This is a genomic window from Halarchaeum acidiphilum MH1-52-1 (assembly GCF_000474235.1).
GTDB classification, from domain to species: Archaea; Halobacteriota; Halobacteria; order Halobacteriales; family Halobacteriaceae; genus Halarchaeum; species Halarchaeum acidiphilum.
This window is the reverse complement of sequence record NZ_BATA01000027.1, coordinates 1-20,408: the sequence shown is the minus strand read 5'-3', so window position 1 is coordinate 20,408 and position 20,408 is coordinate 1. Positions and strand designations below refer to the sequence as shown.

Here is a 20,408-nt window from a genome sequence, read left to right as displayed (position 1 = left end):
CCGATCAGGAAGCGTCAACTAACCCCCATCCTGAACGCCTTCGGCGTTCTGCGGACGGGGCTTGCGTGACGTCGGACGGGAGGTATCGTCCCGGACCGACTTGTGTGCCGATGCGGTCGATCGGCAGCGGCAATTAACTGGACGTGACCTCGACGGCTTCGCGGCCGGACGAGCCGGCTCGGAGCGGTCGCGTCGTCGATCCGTCCTCTGGGGCCGGTTGACGGCGGTCCGTCCATCCCGAGAGACCCTCCCTTTGCCTCCCGCAATGTTCGGTATCGGCATCCGTTTCCGGGCTGTCTGAAGCCTGAAATGAACTGCGTAAGGCGACAGACCGGCCGACAATAACGGTTGCGCCCAGCTTCGCCACGCGCTCCTCCCCCCTCCTCGCGGCTCCCCCCGCTCGTTGAGCAAGGGGACTCCCGCTACCGATTAGTTGAAACGGGGTTCGGGCGTACCGAGGAGCCATGGCGGACGACGTCCCCGATCCACGCGATGGCCCGCTGGCGGCGCTCCAGTGGTTCCGCAGGACCGACAACGAGGCCGTGCTCTTCGTGCGCGAACTCGTCAGCAGCGCGCTCGTCGTCGCCCTCGTCGGTCTCCTCCTCTTCGCGGTGAGCGGTCTCTGGCCGCCGCTCGTCGCCGTCGAATCCGGGAGCATGACGCCCCACCTCCAGAAGGGCGACCTCGTCTTCGTCATGGAGGAGCATCGTTTCGCCGGGCCGGGAACGACCGGTGACACCGGCGTGGTCACCGATCAGAGCGGACAGCAGACCGGGTACGAGAAGTTCCACGAACCCGGCGACGTCCTCGTCTACGCGCCGTTCGGGGAACGGAATCGGACGCCGATCATCCATCGAGCGCGGTTCTGGGTGAGCGACGGCGAGAACTGGTACGACGAGGCTGACCCGAGCTACCTGCTGGGCGCGAGAAACTGCGACGAACTGCGGAACTGTCCGGCGCCACACGCCGGGTTCATCACGAAGGGCGACTCGAACCCCGCATACGATCAGGTCGTCAACATCTCCACGCCAGTGAAACCGTCGTGGGTCCGGGGGACCGCCGAGTTCCGCATTCCGTGGCTCGGGTGGGTGCGCTTACTCATCACCGGCGACACGATCATCGGGGCGTCACCCCTCGTCCCCAACGGCCCGCCCGCGACCGGGAGCGTCGCGCACGCGTGAGACGGTGAGTTAGTTGTCGAATCGGGCCTGAACGAACGGCGTAACGTTCTCGATGTCGCCGAGCCGGGAGTCCGCTTGGAGGACGGCTTCGGTCTCGTCGATCGGGACGGAGAGGTTGATCTCCTTCGTCCGACCGTAGCGTCCCTTCGAGACGACGACGGCGTTCACGATTCCGAGCATGTCGAGCTCGCTGATGAGGTCGGTAACGCGGCGCTGGGTGAGGACGTCGGCGTCGATCTCGTCGCAGAGCGTCTTGTAGATGTTGTAGACCTCGCCGGTGTTGATGTTGTGGACGCCGTGTTTCTCCAGCATCATGATGGCGAAGAGGACGAGTTTCGACTGCGTCGGGAGCGTGCGTACGACCTCAACGACGCGATCGAGCTCGATCTTGTCCTGTGCGCGCCGGACGTGCTCCTCGGTGACGTCGTCGGCCTGATCGCGCTCGGCGAGTTCGCCTGCGGTCCGTAGGAGATCGAGCGCCCGACGGGCGTCGCCGTGCTCCTGTGCGGCGAACGCCGCGCAGAGCGGGATGACGTCCTCCGAGAGCGCGTCGGACTTGAACGCGTCCTTCGAGCGGTGTTGGAGGATGTCGCGGAGCTGGTTCGCGTCGTACGGGGGGAAGACGATCTCCTCCTCGCCGAGGCTCGACTTCACGCGCGGATCGAGGAAGTCGGTGAACTTCAGGTCGTTCGAGATACCGATGATGGAAACGCGAGAGTTGTCGAGTTCGGAGTTCATCCGCGAGAGGTTGTAGAGGGTGTCGTCGCCCGACTTCTCGACGAGCTTGTCGATCTCGTCGAGCATGATGACGGCGACGCGCTCGACGTAGTCGACGGCCTCGAAGAAGACGGAGTAGACGCGATCCGTCGGCCATCCCGTCATCGGAACCTCCTCCATGTCCTCGAGGTCGCGCTCGAAGTCATCGATCCGGCGTTCGACGTCGCGGACCGCGCCGAACTCGGTGTCCGCGAGCGCGCCCGCGTCCTCGCGGGCGTTCGCGAGGAGGTCTTCGAGGTCGCGGACGCGCTCGCGAGCGTACTCGCGGTTCTGCTCGATGAACGTGTTCGCGAGCTGCGCGAGCACGCGGTACTGCGTGTCCGTGACCTCGCAGTTGATGTACTCGACCTCGCAGGGAACGTCGTACTTCCGGGAGGTGTTTTCGAGCTCCTGACTGACGTACTTCGCAGAGGCCGTCTTCCCGGTTCCGGTCTTCCCGTAGATGAGGATGTTCGACGGGGTCTCTCCCCGGAGCGCGGCGACGAGGATTGTCGCCATGTTGTTGATCTGCTCGTTTCGGTGGGGGAGTTCGTGCGGCGTGTACGACGGCCGCAGAACCTCCTTGTTCTCGAAGATCGGCTCGCCGCTGAGCAGATCGTCGAAGAGACCACCCTCGTCCTCCTCCTCGTCCTCGAGTACGTCGTCGAGGTCGACATCGAAATCCCTGTTCGCCGTCCGCCGTTCGTCCGATTCGTCGTCCGTCATCCTGTCTTGGAACACCCCTTCATTTCGGGTGGAAACCGACGGACACGGCGCCTGTACCGCCCCGATCACCGACGTTGCCGCCTCACGTTCGAGACCGGTCCGTCCAGTTGATGCAGATGAAACAAACGAATCCGTCCGGACAAAAGCGTTTCGATGGTCGTGAAGGACGGCGAAGCTGCGACGATCGCGACGGGACGACCGAGAAAATATGTTCTTTCAGGGCCGACAGAATTATTCCGGAGAGCGGTGACGATCGAGTCGGAGATCGAAGCGAGCCGAGCGATCGAAGAGTCAACAACTCCAGACGAAATATAGGTAGAATCATACATGATCGAAGGGTATGAAATGGATTTGTGAACGGTATATCGGCCCGTCGACCTCCCTCTGTGGAGAATTTGGCCAGTTAGGAGATCGGGAGAAGAACGGGTTTCCACCGGAAACGAAGGGGATCATGCGCCAATCCGGCGGAACCCCCCCACCCCTTCGTTTCGAGTGGACCGCTGCCAAGTAGGGGTGGGGGGAGTGGACGGGATGAGTCTCTAGATAAGAGAAAAGACTAAGAGGGTAGCTAAGAAACAGTATCCGCAAACTAGCTAAAAAAGAATATTACGTGTGGTGAATGTCTTGATAGTTACATTTCTTCCCGCGAATCTATCCGCCTCCCCCTCCCCCCACCCCTCTCATTCTCACTCTCCACTCGAAACAAAGGGGTGGGGGGTCGTCGAGTAGTCCCCCCATCTCGAAACCATCCCTCCTCCGAACTCCCACACACGATCCGTCGTCTGACGTAAGTTTAAGTCATCCCCCCGGGTCGGTAGGGGTATCACGAGTGATCGCGGGAGTATCCGGCGCTGCGTCAACTATTCCCGTCTGGGCACTCGTACCGTAATCAGAGATAGAGGATGGGACTGTTCGCAGACCTCAGGGACAGCATCTCGGCGGTCACGGCGAAGCTGTTCGCCGGCGAGAGCGAGGACCCGAAGCGGATCGGCATCTACGGCCCGCCGAACGCCGGGAAGACCACGCTCGCCAACCGCATCGCCCGCGACTGGACCGGCGACGCCGTCGGGCCCGAGAGCCACATTCCCCACGAGACACGACGCGCGCGGCGCAAGGAGAACGTCGAGATCGAGCGTGATGGCCACACGGTCTCCATCGACATCGTCGACACGCCGGGCGTGACGACGAAGGTCGACTACGAGGAGTTCCTCGATCACGACATGGAAAAAGAGGAGGCTGTCCGGCGATCCCGGGAGGCCACCGAGGGCGTCGCGGAGGCGATGCACTGGCTCCGCGAGGACGTCGATGGCGTCATCTACGTCCTCGACTCGACCACCGACCCCTTCACGCAGGTGAACACGATGCTCATCGGCATCATCGAGAGCCGTGACCTGCCGGTGCTCATCCTTGCCAACAAGACCGATCTCGAGGACTCCAACGTCCAGCGCATCCGCAACGCCTTCCCCCAGCACGAGACGATCGAACTCTCCGCGCTCGAGGGCGACAACATGGATGAGGTGTACGACCACATCGCGGAGAAGTTCGGGTGAGCCCGCATGGCTGAACAGGATCCGGAGACGGACGACGGCGTGCAGCTCGACCTCATCAGCGCCGAGCGCATGGAGGGGAAGACCTCGATGGAGAAGATCCGGATGATCCTCGACTCCGTCCACGACGGCGACATCGTCGTTCTCGAGCAGGGGCTGACGCCGGACGAGGAGTCGAAGCTCATCGAGGTGACGATGACCGAGATCAACCCCGATGGGTTCACCGGCATTGAAATCGAGTCCTTCCCGCGCAGCGAGACGAAGGAGTCCGGATTTTTGGGTCGTCTCATGGGGAAGGAGGAGGACCCTGCGAAGCTCACGGTCATCGGGCCGGCGAACCAGATCCAGTCGCTTCACAAGGACGAGACGCTGATCAGCGCGCTCCTCAAGAGGAAGTAACGGATGCCCCACCAGTGTACGAACTGCGGGCACACGTTCGCGGACGGATCGAAGGAGATGCTCTCCGGCTGTCCGGAGTGTGGCGGGAACAAGTTCCAGTTCCACCCGGGCGAGATCCCCGATGACGCCGACGTCGGCGACGGAGACGTGTCCCCTCCCGACCGCTCGGACGCCGGCGTTTCCTCCGCGGTCGGGAAGGCCGCGGCGACCGTCCGCGACTTCGTGAGCGACGACGAACCGCGCGATGACGACGCGCCTGCCGGCGACGACGCACCCGAAACGGGGGGCACTCCCGACGAACCGGCCGGTGACGTGCCGGACACGAGTGACGGCCTCGCTCGCGCGCCGGCCGACGCGGACTCCCCCACTGAGAGCGAGGCCGAGGACGCCGCACAGGCCTCGGCCCGTAGCGAGATGGTCACCTCGGACGACCTTCCCGAGAGCCCGCCGAGCGAGGGCCGCGTCGTCAAGGAACCGGACGCGGACGCCGAGGAACCGGACATGGCGGCGCTCCGCGAGGAACTCAACGAGCAGTTCGAGTCGATCAAGGTGCTCGCGCCCGGGCAGTACGAACTCAACTTGATGGAACTCTACGACCGCGAGGAGTACATCATCGCGCTCCAAGAGAACGGCCGCTACGTCATCGAGGTGCCCGAGACCTTCGCCGGCGCGGAGTCACGCGACGAGTGACGCCTCCACGGCAGGTGCGCGCTATCCGCGCTCTCGCGACGCGAGACGCGTCCGAACGCGCGTCGATTTTCGACGGTTTCGATCCCGTTGACCGACGCGATTCGACGTCTCGGTCTCGTCGAACGACATGACCGAATAGTCACGCTTTTATAGGCCTCGCTGAAACGGGTGTTAATGTCTCACTCCCGAGGTGAGTGCGCGTGAGCGCGCTCGACTACTTGGAGACGATTGCCTCGTACGCGAACAAGTTCTTCGTCGTCTGGGTCGTCCTCCTCGCGGCGCTGGCGCTGTACGCCCCGGCGTACTTCACGCCGATCTCCCCGTATATCACGCCGCTGCTCGGACTGATCATGCTCGGGATGGGGCTGACGCTCCTCCCGGAGGACTTCCGCCGAATCGTCGAGCGTCCCCGCGACGTCGGGATTGGCGCCGTCACGCAGTGGCTCGTGATGCCGCTCGCCGCGTACGCGCTCACGATCGTTCTCGGGCTTCCCTCGGAACTTGCGCTCGGGGTCGTCCTCGTCGGCGCCGCTCCCGGTGGTACGGCGTCGAACGTCATGACGTATCTCGGGAAGGGCGACGTCGCGCTCTCCGTCTCGATCACGACGGTGACGACGCTCACCGCCCCGATTCTGATGCCCGCGTGGGTGCTCGCGCTCGCGGGACAGAGTGTCGACGTCACGTTCGTGTCGCTGTTCACCAGCATCGTGCAGGTCGTCTTCATCCCCGTCCTCGCCGGGTTCGCGCTGCGCTACCTCCTCGATCGGTACGCGCCACGCGCCGCCGAGGTCGGACTGACGGTCTTCCCGACGATCTCCGTCGCTGCGATCGTCGCGATCGTCGCCGCGGTCGTCGCCGGAAACAAGGGGGTCATCCTCGGGGCGGCCGCGGCCGCGATCGCCGCCGTCGTCCTCCACAACGGCATCGGTCTCACCGCTGGGAACCTCGTCGGGCGCGCGAGCGGGATGAGCGAGGACCGCGTGCGCGCCGTGACCTTCGAGGTCGGTCTCCAGAACTCCGGTCTCGCCGTCGCGCTCGCCACCGCCCACTTCGGCGGCGGTCTCGTCGCGCTCGCGCCCGCGCTCTTCAGCGTCTGGCACAACGTCACCGGACCCGGACTCGCCTCCTTCTTCTCCTCGCGGGGTGATCCCACGTCCGGCGAGCGCGCCGCTCCCGAGAGCGCCGACTGAGGTCGGGACGAACTGCCCGATTTTAAGTGCATCCGGGTCGGACGATCGGCTATGAGCTCGGCTACCAAGATCGTCCTCACTGTCGTCGGCCTGTCGGCTATCGCCTCGCTCGCTCTCATCGCCAACGCGATGGCCTGACGCGTGTTCGACGAACGCGACCTCCGCGCCGATGTCGCCGCGGTCCGCGACGCGCGCGCTCCCGACGCGCTCGTCTACGATACCGAGCGCGACTTCGAAGTGCTCCCGACGGCGGCGCTCACCGACCTCACGATGGTCGTCGACGACGTGGAACCGCGGGGCTACTCGCCCCGGTGGCTCCCCGCTGACCACCCTGAGATCCTCGATCGCCTCGTCGGTGACGACGTCGTCGTCGGCGCCCCCGGTGACGGGAGCGTCGCGTGGACGACACAGACCGATCCGCCGATCGTCCTCGTGAAACCGCGCGTCGAGGGCTCGCCCGACGACTTCGTCGCGTTCCTCGTCGCCGAGGCGCTCGTGCAGGTCGGTCTCGACCTCCCCGAGCACTTCCTCGGGTTCTTCTGCGATTCGTACGCCGACTTCGCGGCGGCGACGCCGACCGACCCGACGACCACCTACCAGATCGCGCTCGCGGTCTACGACGCCCACCTCGGTCTCCACACCCGTGGGGTCTTCGCGGGGTGGGCGGATGCCGGGGAGCGCGGGTCGCTCCACGACGCGTGGGCGGACGCGGGTGAGCGTCTCCAACCCCGTCTCGACGGGCTCGGACGCGCGGTCGCGAGCGGTGAGACGCAGTTCGCGGATGCGGCGGAACTCGCCGCCGCGGGCGTCAAGCACGATCTCGATCTCCCCGCGCCCTTCGACGCGCTCGATGATCCCGCGTACCGCGAGCACGGTGCGAGCTACGCGGTCGCGTGGGCCGAGCGCGTGTTCGAGTGACGGTCCGTGGCGTCGTTGTTGTGTGATCGGCCCGCTCGATCCGCGTCGTCCACTCGAAATGCCGGGGGTCGCTAGAAGTCGACGTCGAGACCGCCGTCCTCGTGGAGGTCGAGGACGCCGTCGCAGAGGTCGCGGAAGCGATCGATCGTCTCGGCGTCGTGGACCTCCGTGGAGACGTGGAAGAGACCGACGGCGTCGGACGTCTCCAAGAGACGCGTGAGGCGGTCGAGGGCGTCGATGGCGCGCTCGTCGTCGGCGTAGTACGCGAGCTCGGTGATCGAGTCGAAACTGACCCGTCGTTTCCCCTCCGTGTCGGCGAGGAACTCATCGGTGACGGTGAGGATGCCGTCCACGTCGTCCGGCGAGGAGACATAGCGGATGTTCTCGGCGCTCCGCCGGGAGTAGCCCCGATCGACGGAGAGCGTATCGAGGATCTTCGCGCTCGTCTCGTCGACGTCGTAGTGGTCGAGTTTCTGCATGACTTCGCGGGCGGTGGTCCGCGTGGAGATGACGAGGAAGGAGTCCGTGTCGGTCTTGAGGAAGTCCGTGTCGATGCGGTCCGTCTCGCCCGTGCTCGGGTGGAGGAGGAGAACGGCGGTGCCGCCCGGGATCGTCTCCGGAGCGCCGTCGATCGCCAGCCGGTAGTCCATATCCGGTACGTGTGTGGCACCGACTTAGAGGTGGGTGATCCCGTACCACTCCGATCGATTGCCCACCGAAGACGCCGACGACGAACCGCTCGCCGAAGACGCCGTCCCCGCCTCAGAAGACGCTATCGGCGGTCGCGGCAGCGTCGGAACGCGTGCGTCCCGACTGGCTCACGAGACCACAGGTCTCGTGAACGCCGACGATGTCGGCGCCGCGCGCCTCAGAAGACGCTATCGGCGGTCGCGGCGCCGACCACGCTGAACACCGCCCCGACGCTCGTCGCTTTCAGCGTGAAGAGCGCGAGACCGACCGGCCCGACGCCGAGGTCGAGGTCGGCCGCGAACGTCGCCGGCGCGTGGAAGGCGAGCGCGAGAACGAGCACGGAGCCGAAGGCGACCGCCATCAGCGAGACGAAGCGGACGGGGACGCCACCCACCTCCGCTTCGCGCTCGGGGTCGCGGTCGTCATCGGCCTCGTAGAGCGCGCCGTAGCCGATGGCGGCGACGAGCGCGAGCGTCACGAGGACGTGATACCAGTGCATCCGGCTCGCGAGTTCCCACACCTCGGCGGTGACGACGAACGGCCCGGCGAGGAGGAAGCCGCCCACGACCTGCTGGGCAGTGTCCGCGATCGCGTAGCGCTTGCTGCGTCCGACCATACGTGGGTCGTCGGCTCGCCCGCGATTGAATGTTCCCCCGTGCGTCCGCGGGCGACGACGAACGCGCTGAGGTTCCCCCGCCACGTCTCGATTGGCCACCTACGGTCGAATCGTGTGTGCGCCACCTACGATCGAATCGCGTGCGTGCGCCACCTACGGTCGAATCGCGTGTGTGCGCCTCCTACGGTCGAATCGCGTGTGCGGCTCCTATGGCCGGATCGCGTGTGGGTGTCCCCTACGGCCGATCGTAGGTCACGTCGCGGGTCTCGCCGCCCCGCGTGACGGTGTGCGTCGCGGGGTCGGTCCGCGCGACTTCGCGTCCCGCCTTCACGACGCGGAGACGCGGCGCGCGTTTCCGGAGCGCGTCGAAGGGCGAACGCGCGTCGTGGACGACGAGCGATCCCTCGGCACCCGCTTCGAGTCCGTACTCCGCGCCGGCGCCGACCACCTCGGCGTTCGCCGTCGTGAGCATCTCCCAGATCGCGCCGACGTCGTCGTGGCCCGCCATGTGCGCGTAGTGCAGGAGGACGAACGCGGCGTCGAGCTGATCGCCGACGCCGTAGTGATACCACGGATCGACGACGGAGTCGTGCCCGATCCCGACCGTGACGCCCGCCTCGCGTAGCTGGTCGATGCGGGTGTGGCCCCGCCGCCGGGGGTAGTCGTCGTAGCTCCCCTGCAGGACCGAGTTGTCCGGCGGGTTCGTGACGACGCTCACGCCGCTCTCCGCGAGCAGCGAGATCACCTTGTCCGCGTAGGCGTTCGGATAGGAGTGCATCGCGGTCGTGTGGCTCGCGGTCGTCCGCTCGCCCATACCGCGTTTCAGGGCTTCGCTCGCGAGCACTTCGGTGAAGCGCGAGCCGGGATCGTCCGTCTCGTCGATGTGGAGATCGAGCGGCAGGTCGTGGCGCTCCGCGAGGTCGACCGCCGTTCGCACGTCCCGCACGCCGTCCTCGCGCGTGTGCTCGTTGTGCGGGATGCCACCGATCACGTCGACGCCCATCTCGACGGCGTCGCGCAGGCGGTCCTCGTGCTCGGGTGCCGTGAAGACACCGTCCTGCGGGAACGCGACGACCTGTAGGTCGACGACGTCGAGTTCCTCGCGAAGCTCGCAGAGCGCCTCGACGCCGACGAGGGACGCCTCGGTCGTGTCCGCGTGCGTGCGGACGCGCGTGATACCGTGGCTCACGAGCCAGTCGATCGCCTCCGTCGCGCGTTCCTTCACGTCCGCCTTCGTCACCGACGCCTTCCGCTCGGCCCAGACGTCGATGCCCTCGGCGAGCGTCCCCGACTCGTTCCATCGCGGGTCGCCCGCGGTCAGCGTCGCGTCGAGGTGGATGTGCGGCTCGATCAACGGCGGCGTCACGAGTCGGCCGTCGGCGTCGAACGTGTCGCGCTCGTCGAACGCGCCCGGATCGGTCTCTCCCACTGTCCGCACGGCGTCGATCCGGCCGTCGCGGACGACGACGTCCACGCGCTCCCCGTCGCGCGTCGTCGCATCCGTCACGAGGTAGTCATCGCTCATGTACGAACGGTCACGTTTCTCGCGCAAAAGCGTGCTGTTCGAGAGCCAATGCGTCCTCGACGTGACGGACCGATACCGTTTACCCGTCTCAGGTGTGCTACGTTAGTAGCACACTATGGCCGATACGTCATGGCAACGGCTGTTGCGACGCGCGGTACTGGGTGAAGAGGGGCTCGCGGATCCGGACTGGCCGGTGGATCACGTCCCCCGAAGCGAGCGCCGCGACCTCCTCAGCATCTCGGCGGTGCTGTTGGGATTCGTCTTCTTCGCGGGCACGATGTGGTCCGGCGCGGAGGTCGGTGCGGCCATCGGCATGCAGCGGACCCTCTCCGTGATGGCCGTCGGCTACGCCATCCTCGGCGTCTACGTCGCCGTGCTCTGTCTCATCGCTGCGCGCGCCGGTCTCACGACCGTCTTGCTCGCGCGCTACACGTTCGGCTCGGCGGGCGCGAAGTGGGCCGACCTCCTCCTCGGTGGGACGCAGGTCGGCTGGTTCGGCGTCACGATCCCGATGGTCGCCGTCCCGACCGCCTCCTACTTCGGCGTCAACACCCCGACGTGGGTCGCCGCGCTCACCGTCGTCTGGGGAGTGCTCCACCTCTCCAGCGCCTACGTCGGCTACGACGGCATGGAGAAGCTCTCGTTCGTCGCCGTCCCCGTCCTCGTCATCGTCGGCCTCGTCTCCACGTACATCGCGGCCGGTGACGTCGGCGGCGTCTCGGCGCTCTTGCACGTCGCGGGCGATTCGGGGACGGCCATGACGTTCGGCGCGGCGGTCACCGTCGTCGTCGGCACGTTCGTCAGCGGCGGTACGCAGGCGCCGAACTGGGCGCGCTTCGCCGAGAACTCGCGGGTGGCCTTCTGGGCGGGACTCATCGCCTTCCTCCTCGGAAACGGCTTCCTCTTCCTCAGCGGCGCGGTCGGCGGCGCCGTCTACGCCGGCACCGGCGGCGACCTCTACGAGGTACTCGCCGCACAGGGCCTCGCCACCGTCGGTCTCATCGCGTTGATCCTCAACATCTGGACGACGAACGACAACTCCGCGTACGCGTTCGGCGTCGCCGGGAGCGAGGCGTTCGACCACGAGCGCAAGCGCCCGTTCGTCCTCGCGGGCGGATTCGTGGGCATCGTCCTCGCGCTCCTCGGCGCGTCGAGCCTCCTCGTCCCGTGGTTGAACGTCCTCGGCACCTACGTCCCGCCGCTCGGCGGCGTCGTCATCGCCGACTTCCTCGTCCGCTGGCGCCTCCGCGTCCCCCGGATGGCGGACGTCTCCTTCGCCGTCCTGCGACCCGTTCCCGTCGCCGCGTACGTCCTCGGCTGTCTCGGCGCCGTCCTCACCGCCGGATCGGTGATCCCGGGCGTCACCGCCCCGAGCGTTCTCCCCGGAATCCCGGCGCTGAACGGCATCCTCGTCGCCATCGTCGCGCACGTCCTCGGCTACTACGCGCTCGAACGCCCGGGGCTTGCGACGACGCACGACGTCGCCTCGAACGCGTCGTACACGCACGAGTCCTAGACGACCACGAGTCAGGGGCCGTGATCGGAGCGCGCTTCCGAACCGCTTTAGCCCGCCACGGACGTCCATCCCCCATATGAGCGTCCGCGAGGAGTTCGACGAGTGGGCGGCCTCGGGCCGCGATAGGGGCATGGAGGACCGACACTGGCACACCGCGAAACACGTCCTCGCGCGGATGCCGGTCGAGGCGGGCGACACCGTTCTCGACCTCGGGACGGGATCGGGGTACGCCCTGCGCGCGCTCCGCGAACGCGATATCGGGCGGGCCTACGGTCTCGACGGCGCCCCGGCGATGGCGCGCAACGCCCGCTCGTACACCGACGATCCCGCGATCGGCTACGTCGTCGGCGACTTCGACGACCTCCCGTTCGCCGACGACAGCGTCGATCACGTCTTCTCGATGGAGGCCTTCTACTACGCGCCCGATCCCGCCCACACCCTCGAGGAGGTGCGTCGCGTCCTCCGGCCCGGCGGGACCTTCTACTGCGCGGTGAACTACTACGAGGAGAACGTCCACTCGCACGGCTGGCAGGCCGACATCGGCGTGGAGATGACGCGCTGGTCGCGCGGGGAGTACCGCGAGGCCTTCCGCGAGGCCGGTCTCCACGTCGCCGAACAGGACACCGTCCCCGACCGCGAGATCGAGATCCCCGACGAGTCGGCTTTCCCCCACGAGGCTTCGAGACGCGCGAGGCGATGGTCGAGCGCTACCGCCGCTGGGGAACGCTGCTCACCGTCGGCGTCGCGCCGTAGCGGCTAGCGCTCCAACACGACGGCGTCCGCGGGATCGAAGCCGAGCGTCACCGACCCCGTCGGCGCGTCGTCGAGGCGTGCGACGACGTCCCGACCGTTCCACTCGAAGTGCACCCGATAGCCGTCGCCGAGGAACTCGACGTCGCGGACGCGCGCGTCGAACTGATTGTGTGAGGCGTTCACGTCCAGCGATTCCGGCCGTACACAGAGCGTCACCGGCCCGCGGTGATCGCCGGTGACGGCGAACTCGGTCTCCCCCGCGCGCACGAGCGACCCCTCCGTTTCGCCTCCAACCGCCCGCCCGTCGAGGCAGTTGTTCTCGCCGAGGAACTCGGCGACGAAGCGCGTTTCCGGCCCGTCGTACACCGCCTCCGGTTCGCCGACCTGCGCGATGCGCCCGTCGTGCACGACGGCGAGGCGGTCGCTCACCGCGAGCGCCTCCGCCTGATCGTGCGTCACGTACACCGTCGTCACGCCGAGTTCGCGCTGGACGCGTTTCAGTTCGAGGCGCAACCGATCGCGCAGGCGCGCGTCGAGCGACGAGAGCGGTTCGTCGAGGAGGAGGACGTCGGGCGCTGGCGCGAGCGCGCGGGCGAGCGCGACGCGCTGTCGCTGGCCGCCGGAGAGTTCGTCCGGGTCCCGATCACCCATCCCCGCGAGATCGACGAGATCGAGCATCGCCGCCACGCGCTCGTCCACCGAGCCGTCGGGCGGGTCGAATCGGAGACCGTACGCGACGTTCTCGCGTACCGTCATCGTCGGGAAGAGCGCGTAGTGCTGGAAGACGACGCCGACGCCGCGCGCCTCCGGGGGGACGTCCGAGACGTCCGTGTCGCCGAAGCGGATCGCGCCCGCGTCCGGCGTCTCCAGCCCCGCGATGCAGCGCAGCGTCGTGGTCTTCCCGCATCCTGACGGGCCGACGAGCGTGAAGAACTCCCCGTCGCGCACGCCGAGGTCGATCCCGCGCAGCGCCGCCACGTCGCCGTACGTCCTCCGGACGCCAGACAGTTCGAGGCGCACCATCACCCCTCCCACCGCCCGCCGAGGCGTTCGACGACGACGAAGCTCGCCGCGGTGACGACGAGCAGGACGGTACCCATCGCAGCCGCAGGCCCGAGATACGGACCGATGGAGGGGTTCGAGAGGTAGCGCTCGAGGGCGATCGGCATCGTGTACGTCGCCCCGTCGCGCGCGAGGACGATAGTCGCGTTGAACTCGCCGACGCTGACGGCGAACGCGAACGCGGCGCCGGCGACGACGCCCGGCGCGACGAGCGGGAGCGTGACGTCGCGGAACGCCCGCGCGGGACCGGCACCGAGAGTGCGCGCGGCGGCGACGAGATCGCCCTCGACGCGCGCGAGCAGGGGCGCGACGTTGCGCACGACGAACGGGTAGCCGGCGACGGCGTGCGCCGCCACGATGGCGACGGGCCCCGTCACCGAGAGGTGATACCCGAGGACGTCGACGCCGAAGACGAGCCCCTGTAGGAGACCGATACCGGTGACGACGCCGCTGACGGCGAGCGGTGCCATGAGGAGCGCGCCGGCGAGGCGGCGGAGACGCCCCTTGTCCGACGTGACGACGGCGACGCTGACGCCCATCGGGACGGCGATCGCGACGGCGCCGACCGCGAAGACGAGGCTGTTCGAGACGGCGACCGTCGGGCGCGTCCCCCCGGATCCCAGCTGTTGGGCGAGGAGGAACGCGTAGTTCGCCGTCGAGAGCGATCCCGCGCGCGTGAGGCTCTCCGCGATCATGCTCGCGAGCGGGCCGACGTAGAGAACGAGCGCGACGAGAGCGTAGGCGGCGGCGAGGAGCCGTCCGGCGCTCGGCGGACCGACGAGCGGGACGCGCTCGACAGTCGCGCTCGCGGTGCCGGCTCCGCCACCGCGCTCGTACCGGAGGTAGACGTAGGTGAGCGTGAGCGTGATCGCCGCCTCGAGGACGGCGAGCGACGCCGCCTCGGTGAGATCGAGGTTCGAGACCAGCGAGTAGATCCACACCTCGACCGTGGCGAGCTGCAACCCTCCCAAGGCGAGGACGATGGGAAACGCCATGAAGTCGAAGACGAAGACGAGCAGGACCGCGGCGAGGAAGGTGGGGAGCAGTTGGGGGGCGACGACGTCGAGGAACGCCCGCCAGCGCGGCGCGCCGAGGGTGCGGGCCGTCTCGACCGCGCGCGCGTCCACGGTGTCGGCGGCGGCGACGACGAAGCGCGTGACGAGCGGCGCGTTGTAGAAGGTGAGTGCGGCGACGACGAGCGGCAGATCGAACGCCACGGTGAGGTGGAGACCGACGACGCCGAGCAGGTCGTTGAGCGCGCCGTGCGTGCCGAACATCGCCGTGAACCCGACCGCGACCATGATCGCCGGGAGGACGAACGGGACCACGGTGAGCGAGCGAATCGTCTCTCGTCCCCTGAACTCGTAGCGCGCGAGGACGTACGCGCCGGGGAGACCGACGAGGACGGCCCCTCCGGTGCCGAGGACCGCGAGGTAGGCGGTGAAGCCGAAGAGACCGGTTCGGACCGCGGGGAAACCCGCCCGGACCCACCCGACGATAGCGTCCGGGGCACCCGCCGGGTTCGCGAGGCGCCCGCGAGTGCGCCGAAGTAGAACGGGTCGGTGAGCGTCGCCCACAGCGGCGCGATCGAGAGGTGTCCGCCGCTGGTGACCGCCGCGGCGAGGACGGTGCCGACGGGGTAGTAGAAGACGACGAGGAGGACGACGCACGTCGCGAGAAACGCCCCGCGCGCGCCCACCGCGTCCGCGACGGCGTACGCTCGCGCGACGACGCCGGACCGTCGGATCAGTGACTCGCGACCAGTCGTGCCCACTGTTCGATCCACTCCGTGACGTTCCCCGCGAGCTCGTCGTACGTGAATGTCACGGGGGTCGGCGGCGTCTGCGCGTACTTCGCGTAGCTCCCGGAGAGCGATCCCGTGGTCGTCGCGGGGAACTCGTAGTTGCGCTGCGGGATCACGTCCTGTGCGTCCGGCGAGAGCATGAAGTCGACGAACGCGCGCGCGAGATCGGGGACGTCGCTGTCGGCGAAGACGGCCGCACTCTCGGGGTTCGCGTACCCCTCGTCGTTCAGGAAGGCGATCTCGTACTTCTCGAGGTCCTCGCCCTCGTTCGCGGCGTACACCTGATCGTTCGAGTACGAGACGACCATCGGGGCTTCGCCCTTCGTGTAGGCGTTGTACGCGGCCTTCCACGTGTCGAGAACGCGGACGTCGTTGTCGAGGAGATCCCGCCAGTAGTCGAGATAGCCGTCCGCGCCCTTCTCGTGGATCGTGTGGAGGAGGAATGCCTTCCCCGTGTCCGCGCTCTGGGCGTTCTCCATCAGGAGGTCGCCCCGATATCGCGACGCCAGCAGGTCGTCGAACGTCTCGGGCACGACGTCGAGCGTCGTCGCGTCGACGACGGGCGTGATGTACCCCGTGTCGTAGGGGAGCGCGCGCCCCCGCGGATCGATCGAGAGCTCGTCCTTCACGTCGCCGGCGTGCGAGAGGTCGTCGCCGACGTTCGCGAAGAGCCGGTCGTCGAGTTCGCGGTCGACCCGAACGAGTTCGTCCGTGTTCAGCCCGACGTAGACGTCGGCGTCGATACTCGCTCCCTGCTTCGCGCGCTGGACGTACTCGTTGATGCTCGACGATCCCGTCGACGGCGTCGTCCACTCGACGGTGACGCCGTCGTGTGCGGTCTCGAAGTGCTCTTTGAGCCACGCGCCCGGCGAACTCTCGTCGCCGACGTAGGTGGGGTACGTCGCGACGGTGAGCGTCCGCGACCCGGACGCCGTCCCCGACGTCGCGTTCGTCGCGCTCGTCGTGACCGTCCCATCGCTCCCGGACTCGCCGTCGCCCGTGCAGCCGGCGAGGGCGAACGCGCCCGTCGCACCGGCCGCCCGCAGGTAGTCCCGTCGCTTCACTACGTGGTTGTCATACTCGGTCGTACTCGTAGCTGTCGGTCCGCGCGTACGATCGCGGCACCGTCCTCCAGTTCTTCCCGATCGTCGGGCCGCTCGCGGCCGCCCCCCTCGTCGAATCGGCTCGCCTCCCTGACGAGGAAGGCAAGTACAGGACCTAGTCGTCCGCGTCGCCCGATTCGAGCGGTCGATCCGCCGCCTTCCACTCCGTGAGGCTCCCCTCGTAGAAGGAGACGTTCGGATAGCCGAGCCACCGCAGCACGACGAACGTGTGGCTGATCCGTCGCGCCGTGTTGCAGTAGAGGACGACGTGCTTCTCGGGCGTGACGCCCTTCGATGCGAAGATCCCCGCGACCGCCTCCCGGTCTTTCAGCCCCCGCGTCTCCTCGTCGACGACCTCCTTCCAGTCGAGGTTCACCGCGCTCGGGATGTGGCCCTCCGCGTACTCCGCGGGCTCCCGCGTGTCGACGATGACCGCGTTCTCCTCGTCCATCGCGGCCGCCACGTCCTCGATGGTGACGAGCGGCGAGTCCGCGGGGCGCTCGACCGCGTACGTCGTCTCTTCGACCTCCGGCGCTTCGGTGCCGGTCTCGTGTTCCCGCATCCACGCCGAGTAGTCGCCGTCGAGCAGGTGGAGGTCGTCGTGTCCGTAGAGCAGCGCGGTGACGAGGAAGCGCGCCGCGAAGACGCCGTGCGTGTCGTCGTACGCGACGACGGTGGTGGTCTCGTCGATTCCGCGCTCGCCGAGGAGCGCGGCCCACTCCCCCTCGGGCGGGAGCATCCCCTCCTCGCCGCCGCCGCGGAAGGCGTCGAATGGGACGTTGACGGCGCCCGGAACGTGCCCGATGCCGTCGTACTCCCACGCGTCGCGGACGTCCACGACGACGACGTTCGGGTCCTCCCTGTGCGCGTCCAGCCACTCCGCGGAGACGATGACGTCCTCGTCCATTGCCCCCGACTACGCCGGCCGGGAGGTTACCGCTTCGGGTCCCGTCTCGTATGGTCGGTGGTAGCACACAGATGCGGTCACAGAAACCAGCGAAAGCTACTTCTTTCGGGCGCGGTCGATCGCACGACGTCCGCTCGATGCCACCGATAGCGGTAATATCTGCACGGAGTCGGCAGGGGCGGGGGAACCTGCACGGGTACGCACCATTATATGTATGGGGTCGCAAACGTCGCGTATGGTAGACGACGACTACGCCAACGACGTTCTCGTCAGCGCGGACTGGGTCGAGTCCAACCTCGACGAGTTCGAGAGCGACGACCCCGGCTATCGACTGGTCGAGGTCGACGTCGACACCGAAGCGTACGACGAGGAGCACGCCCCCGGCGCCATCGGCTTCAACTGGGAGACCCAGCTTCAGGACCAGACACAGCGCGACATCCTCTCGAAGGAGGACTTCGCGACGCTGCTCGGCGAGCACGGCATCAGCGAGGACTCCACGGTCGTCCTCTACGGTGACAACTCCAACTGGTTCGCCGCCTACACCTACTGGCAGTTCAAGTACTTCGGCCACGAGGACGTCAAGATCCTCGACGGCGGCCGCGACTACTGGCTCGAAGAGGGCTACCCGACCACGGACGAGGTCCCCGAGTTCGACTCCGTGAACTACACCGCACGCGGTCCCTTCGAGTCCATTCGCGCCTACCGCGACGACGTCGAGAACGCGATCGAGCGCGGCATCCCGCTCGTCGACGTCCGTTCGCCCGAGGAGTTCAGTGGCGAGATCCTCGCGCCGCCCGGACTGCAGGAGACCGCCCAGCGGGGCGGCCACGTCCCCGGCGCACAGAACATCTCGTGGGCCGCGACGGTGCAGGAGGACGGCCGCTTCAAGTCCGAAGAGGAACTGGCGGAACTCTACGGTGACGAAGGCGTCGAGAACGATCAGGAGGTCGTCACCTACTGCCGCATCGGCGAGCGCTCCTCGATCGCGTGGTTCGCGCTCTCCGAACTGCTCGGCTACGACGACGTCACCAACTACGACGGCTCGTGGACCGAGTGGGGCAACCTCGTCGACGCCCCCATCGAGACCGGCTCCGGCGAGTAACGCGGCCTTTTTCCACCTCGGGTCGCCTGCGGCGACCGCTCGGTGCGAAAAGCTCGTTCAAAAAGCCCGCGCCCTCGCTTCGCTCGGGGCGCGCGAACCGCTCATTTTGTTCGCGGACACGACCGCACAGCGATCGCTCCGTGGTTGCTACCCGAGTCTACTGCTCCCGTTCAACCAAACGCCACTACTGCCGGCGACGGTGGTTATTAGCCGCGCGATGTCCAATCCCCGCCCATGACTCCCGACGAGTTCGTCGAATCCGTCCGCGAGGACAACGACACCGCGCTCAGCCGCCTCAGCTCCTCGAAGTCCCTCTACGCCGCCACGGGCGGGGAACTCGAATCCGAAGAAGTGCTGCACGCCGCTGCGGATGCCGAGCACGCTGCCGCGGAGACGTTCGCCGACTGGGCGGCTGACGAGGGGACCGACACGCCCGCGGGCGAGACGTTCGCCGACGCCGCCGACCAGGAGCGCGAGCACTACGAGACGGTCCTCGGTGAGCTCGGCGAGCACGAACCGAGCGACGACGTCTCCGCGATGCAGGCCTACCTCCGCGACCTCGACACGACCGTCGAACGCGTCGGCGGGATGGTCGGACGCGTCCTTGCCACCGAGAAATCGAAAGAGCAGTACACGGGCTTCTTCACCGGGCAGGCGGACCCGATGACTGCTTCCACCTTCCGCGACCTCAAGGACGACTTGGAGGGACAGCTCCACGACGCACGCGACCTCCTCGCCGAGGTCTGTGAGGACGAAGCCGACTGGGAGACGGCGAAGGACGCGGCTGATGCGGCCATTCAGGCCGCCTACGACGAGTACACCGAGCAGCTCGAATCGATGGGCGTCAACCCGAAACCGGTCTGTTAAGCCACCAACGCGTCCTCTCGAAGGTGGCTCTCGTCGCGCTTATCGGCCCTCGCGCAGCCGTGTCCCCGTCCCCGCCGGGAGACCCGCGTCCTCGACGGCCGCGACGACCGCGTCCACGTCGTACTTGACGCGGTGTTCCTCTATGGACAGGTCGTCGAGATCCAGAACGGCGTACGCCGCGCGCGGATCACCGTCGCGCGGCTGCCCGACGCTCCCGGGATTCACGACGATCCCGTTCGCGAACTCACGGTGGGCCTGTACGTGCGTGTGCCCGAGGACGAGAACGTCCTCATTCCCCAGTAGATCCGACGAGAACTCCCGCGGGTACGTGTAGTGATCCACTCGCTCCGGGTGGTCGTGGACGACCTTCACGCGGCCGTCGCAGACCACGCGCTCGCGCGGGAGCGCATCGACCCACGCGCGCTCGCCCCCGCCGAGGCGCTCCCGGGCGTACGTGATCCCCGCCCGCGCCATCCCGTTCCCCTCGAAGCTCCGTCCCGACGCGAGCATTCGGTCGTGGTTTCCCGTCACCGTCGGAACGTCGCGCTCACGCAGGTACTCGACGCACTCGGACGGCCACGGATTGTAGCCGACGACGTCGCCCGCACAGAGCAGGGCGTCCACGGCCGGCATATCAGCTATCACCGCCTCCAGCGCGATCTCGTTCGCGTGAATGTCGGAAATAAGCCCAACGCGCATACGACGCGATACGCGACGGCGTCGCAAAACGGTGTCCCCGCCCCGTCTTCGCGGCTATCACCGCTCGCGAACGCACGGGACCGATCGCTGGACGAACGACGCGCACGCTCAACACCGATGTCGTCACCAGTCACGACTGCCCGCCCTCCGGACCGGACGTCGACCGGCGAACGCTCGGGCCGTGCCGTGATTCAGCGTGGCGGGGAGGGTGGTGGTTCGACGGGATTTTATGCACCCCGGCCATCGGAATAGATGCGAACGACGTGACGTGGTCCGGTTCACCCGGTGCCACCGACGTACGCCCTCCGCCGCCGCGGACCACACTCTGGGATCCGCCTGACACGAGTCGGGATGGGT

Annotated in this window: 19 protein-coding genes and 1 pseudogene; 11 read left to right on the top strand and 9 right to left on the bottom strand. The window is 67.5% G+C overall.

What is annotated here, in order from left to right; all coding sequences use genetic code 11:
- Window positions 1-464 precede the first annotated feature (464 nt).
- Entirely contained in the window at window positions 465-1,181 is a 717-nt protein-coding gene (locus tag AOZ13_RS06615) for a S24/S26 family peptidase (RefSeq protein ID WP_020220990.1), read from the top strand.
- Between the two features lie 9 nt (window positions 1,182-1,190).
- On the opposite strand, the gene AOZ13_RS06610 is transcribed toward AOZ13_RS06615, so the two are convergent.
- Complete coding sequence (locus tag AOZ13_RS06610; protein WP_020220991.1) at window positions 1,191-2,663, bottom strand: Cdc6/Cdc18 family protein; 1,473 nt, start codon at window positions 2,661-2,663, stop codon at window positions 1,191-1,193.
- 902 nt (window positions 2,664-3,565) lie between these two features.
- Between AOZ13_RS06610 and AOZ13_RS06605 the strand changes: the two genes are divergently transcribed.
- From AOZ13_RS06605 to AOZ13_RS06585, 5 genes are all read left to right on the top strand, one after another.
- Window positions 3,566-4,213: an Era-like GTP-binding protein gene (locus AOZ13_RS06605; protein ID WP_020220992.1), complete on the top strand. Its 648-nt coding sequence runs from the start codon at window positions 3,566-3,568 to the stop codon at window positions 4,211-4,213.
- Window positions 4,214-4,219: 6 nt separating this feature from the next.
- Window positions 4,220-4,609: a DUF2073 domain-containing protein gene (locus AOZ13_RS06600; protein ID WP_020220993.1), complete on the top strand. Its 390-nt coding sequence runs from the start codon at window positions 4,220-4,222 to the stop codon at window positions 4,607-4,609.
- Window positions 4,610-4,612: 3 nt separating this feature from the next.
- Window positions 4,613-5,299, top strand: a complete 687-nt coding sequence (locus tag AOZ13_RS06595) for a Zn-ribbon domain-containing protein (protein ID WP_020220994.1) — start codon at window positions 4,613-4,615, stop codon at window positions 5,297-5,299.
- A 200-nt stretch (window positions 5,300-5,499) separates the two neighbouring features.
- Window positions 5,500-6,489 carry a bile acid:sodium symporter family protein gene (locus tag AOZ13_RS06590; RefSeq protein WP_020220996.1) on the top strand — a complete coding sequence of 330 codons (990 nt, stop codon included), beginning with the start codon at window positions 5,500-5,502 and terminating at the stop codon, window positions 6,487-6,489.
- 141 nt (window positions 6,490-6,630) lie between these two features.
- Window positions 6,631-7,407: a DUF7089 family protein gene (locus tag AOZ13_RS06585; protein ID WP_020220997.1), complete on the top strand. Its 777-nt coding sequence runs from the start codon at window positions 6,631-6,633 to the stop codon at window positions 7,405-7,407.
- A gap of 71 nt (window positions 7,408-7,478) precedes the next feature.
- Here AOZ13_RS06585 and AOZ13_RS06580 read toward each other — a convergent pair whose 3' ends face one another.
- From AOZ13_RS06580 to AOZ13_RS06570, 3 genes are all read right to left on the bottom strand, one after another.
- On the bottom strand, window positions 7,479-8,057 hold the full coding sequence (locus tag AOZ13_RS06580) for a DUF7090 family protein (RefSeq protein ID WP_020220998.1): 579 nt from the start codon (window positions 8,055-8,057) through the stop codon (window positions 7,479-7,481).
- Between the two features lie 218 nt (window positions 8,058-8,275).
- Complete coding sequence (locus tag AOZ13_RS06575; protein WP_020220999.1) at window positions 8,276-8,713, bottom strand: DUF2391 family protein; 438 nt, start codon at window positions 8,711-8,713, stop codon at window positions 8,276-8,278.
- A gap of 235 nt (window positions 8,714-8,948) precedes the next feature.
- Window positions 8,949-10,238 carry a cytosine deaminase gene (locus AOZ13_RS06570; protein ID WP_049933931.1) on the bottom strand — a complete coding sequence of 430 codons (1,290 nt, stop codon included), beginning with the start codon at window positions 10,236-10,238 and terminating at the stop codon, window positions 8,949-8,951.
- Window positions 10,239-10,353: 115 nt separating this feature from the next.
- Here AOZ13_RS06570 and codB point away from each other — a divergent pair, with 115 nt between their 5' ends.
- Entirely contained in the window at window positions 10,354-11,754 is a 1,401-nt protein-coding gene (gene codB, locus AOZ13_RS06565) for a cytosine permease (protein WP_148286696.1), read from the top strand.
- 76 nt (window positions 11,755-11,830) lie between these two features.
- Window positions 11,831-12,507, top strand: a pseudogene (locus tag AOZ13_RS06560) (class I SAM-dependent methyltransferase).
- Window positions 12,508-12,510: 3 nt separating this feature from the next.
- Here AOZ13_RS06560 and AOZ13_RS06555 read toward each other — a convergent pair.
- Complete coding sequence (locus AOZ13_RS06555; RefSeq protein ID WP_049933929.1) at window positions 12,511-13,530, bottom strand: ABC transporter ATP-binding protein; 1,020 nt, start codon at window positions 13,528-13,530, stop codon at window positions 12,511-12,513.
- The gene (locus tag AOZ13_RS06550) at window positions 13,530-15,146 is read right to left on the bottom strand and encodes an ABC transporter permease (protein ID WP_234402842.1); all 1,617 of its coding nucleotides are present in this window, start codon (window positions 15,144-15,146) and stop codon (window positions 13,530-13,532) included. Before AOZ13_RS06550 ends, AOZ13_RS06555 begins: the two co-directional genes overlap by 1 nt.
- Before the next feature lie 17 nt (window positions 15,147-15,163).
- Between AOZ13_RS06550 and AOZ13_RS15880 the strand changes: the two genes are divergently transcribed.
- Complete coding sequence (locus AOZ13_RS15880; protein WP_234402841.1) at window positions 15,164-15,322, top strand: hypothetical protein; 159 nt, start codon at window positions 15,164-15,166, stop codon at window positions 15,320-15,322.
- Here the strand turns inward: AOZ13_RS15880 and AOZ13_RS06545 are convergent.
- Together AOZ13_RS06545 and AOZ13_RS06540 are read right to left on the bottom strand one after the other, a co-directional pair.
- The gene (locus AOZ13_RS06545) at window positions 15,316-16,437 is read right to left on the bottom strand and encodes a thiamine ABC transporter substrate-binding protein (RefSeq protein ID WP_020221840.1); all 1,122 of its coding nucleotides are present in this window, start codon (window positions 16,435-16,437) and stop codon (window positions 15,316-15,318) included. The genes AOZ13_RS15880 and AOZ13_RS06545 overlap by 7 nt on opposite strands.
- Window positions 16,438-16,591: 154 nt before the next feature.
- Window positions 16,592-17,383, bottom strand: a complete 792-nt coding sequence (locus tag AOZ13_RS06540) for a sulfurtransferase (RefSeq protein WP_020221841.1) — start codon at window positions 17,381-17,383, stop codon at window positions 16,592-16,594.
- Window positions 17,384-17,618: 235 nt separating this feature from the next.
- Here AOZ13_RS06540 and AOZ13_RS06535 point away from each other — a divergent pair, with 235 nt between their 5' ends.
- Window positions 17,619-18,485, top strand: coding sequence for a sulfurtransferase (locus AOZ13_RS06535; RefSeq protein ID WP_020221842.1), 867 nt, complete (start codon window positions 17,619-17,621; stop codon window positions 18,483-18,485).
- A 234-nt stretch (window positions 18,486-18,719) separates the two neighbouring features.
- Window positions 18,720-19,352, top strand: a complete 633-nt coding sequence (locus AOZ13_RS06530) for a hypothetical protein (RefSeq protein WP_020221843.1) — start codon at window positions 18,720-18,722, stop codon at window positions 19,350-19,352.
- A 39-nt stretch (window positions 19,353-19,391) separates the two neighbouring features.
- On the opposite strand, the gene AOZ13_RS06525 is transcribed toward AOZ13_RS06530, so the two are convergent.
- Window positions 19,392-20,051: a metallophosphoesterase family protein gene (locus AOZ13_RS06525; protein WP_020221844.1), complete on the bottom strand. Its 660-nt coding sequence runs from the start codon at window positions 20,049-20,051 to the stop codon at window positions 19,392-19,394.
- Between the last annotated feature and the right edge of the window lie 357 nt (window positions 20,052-20,408).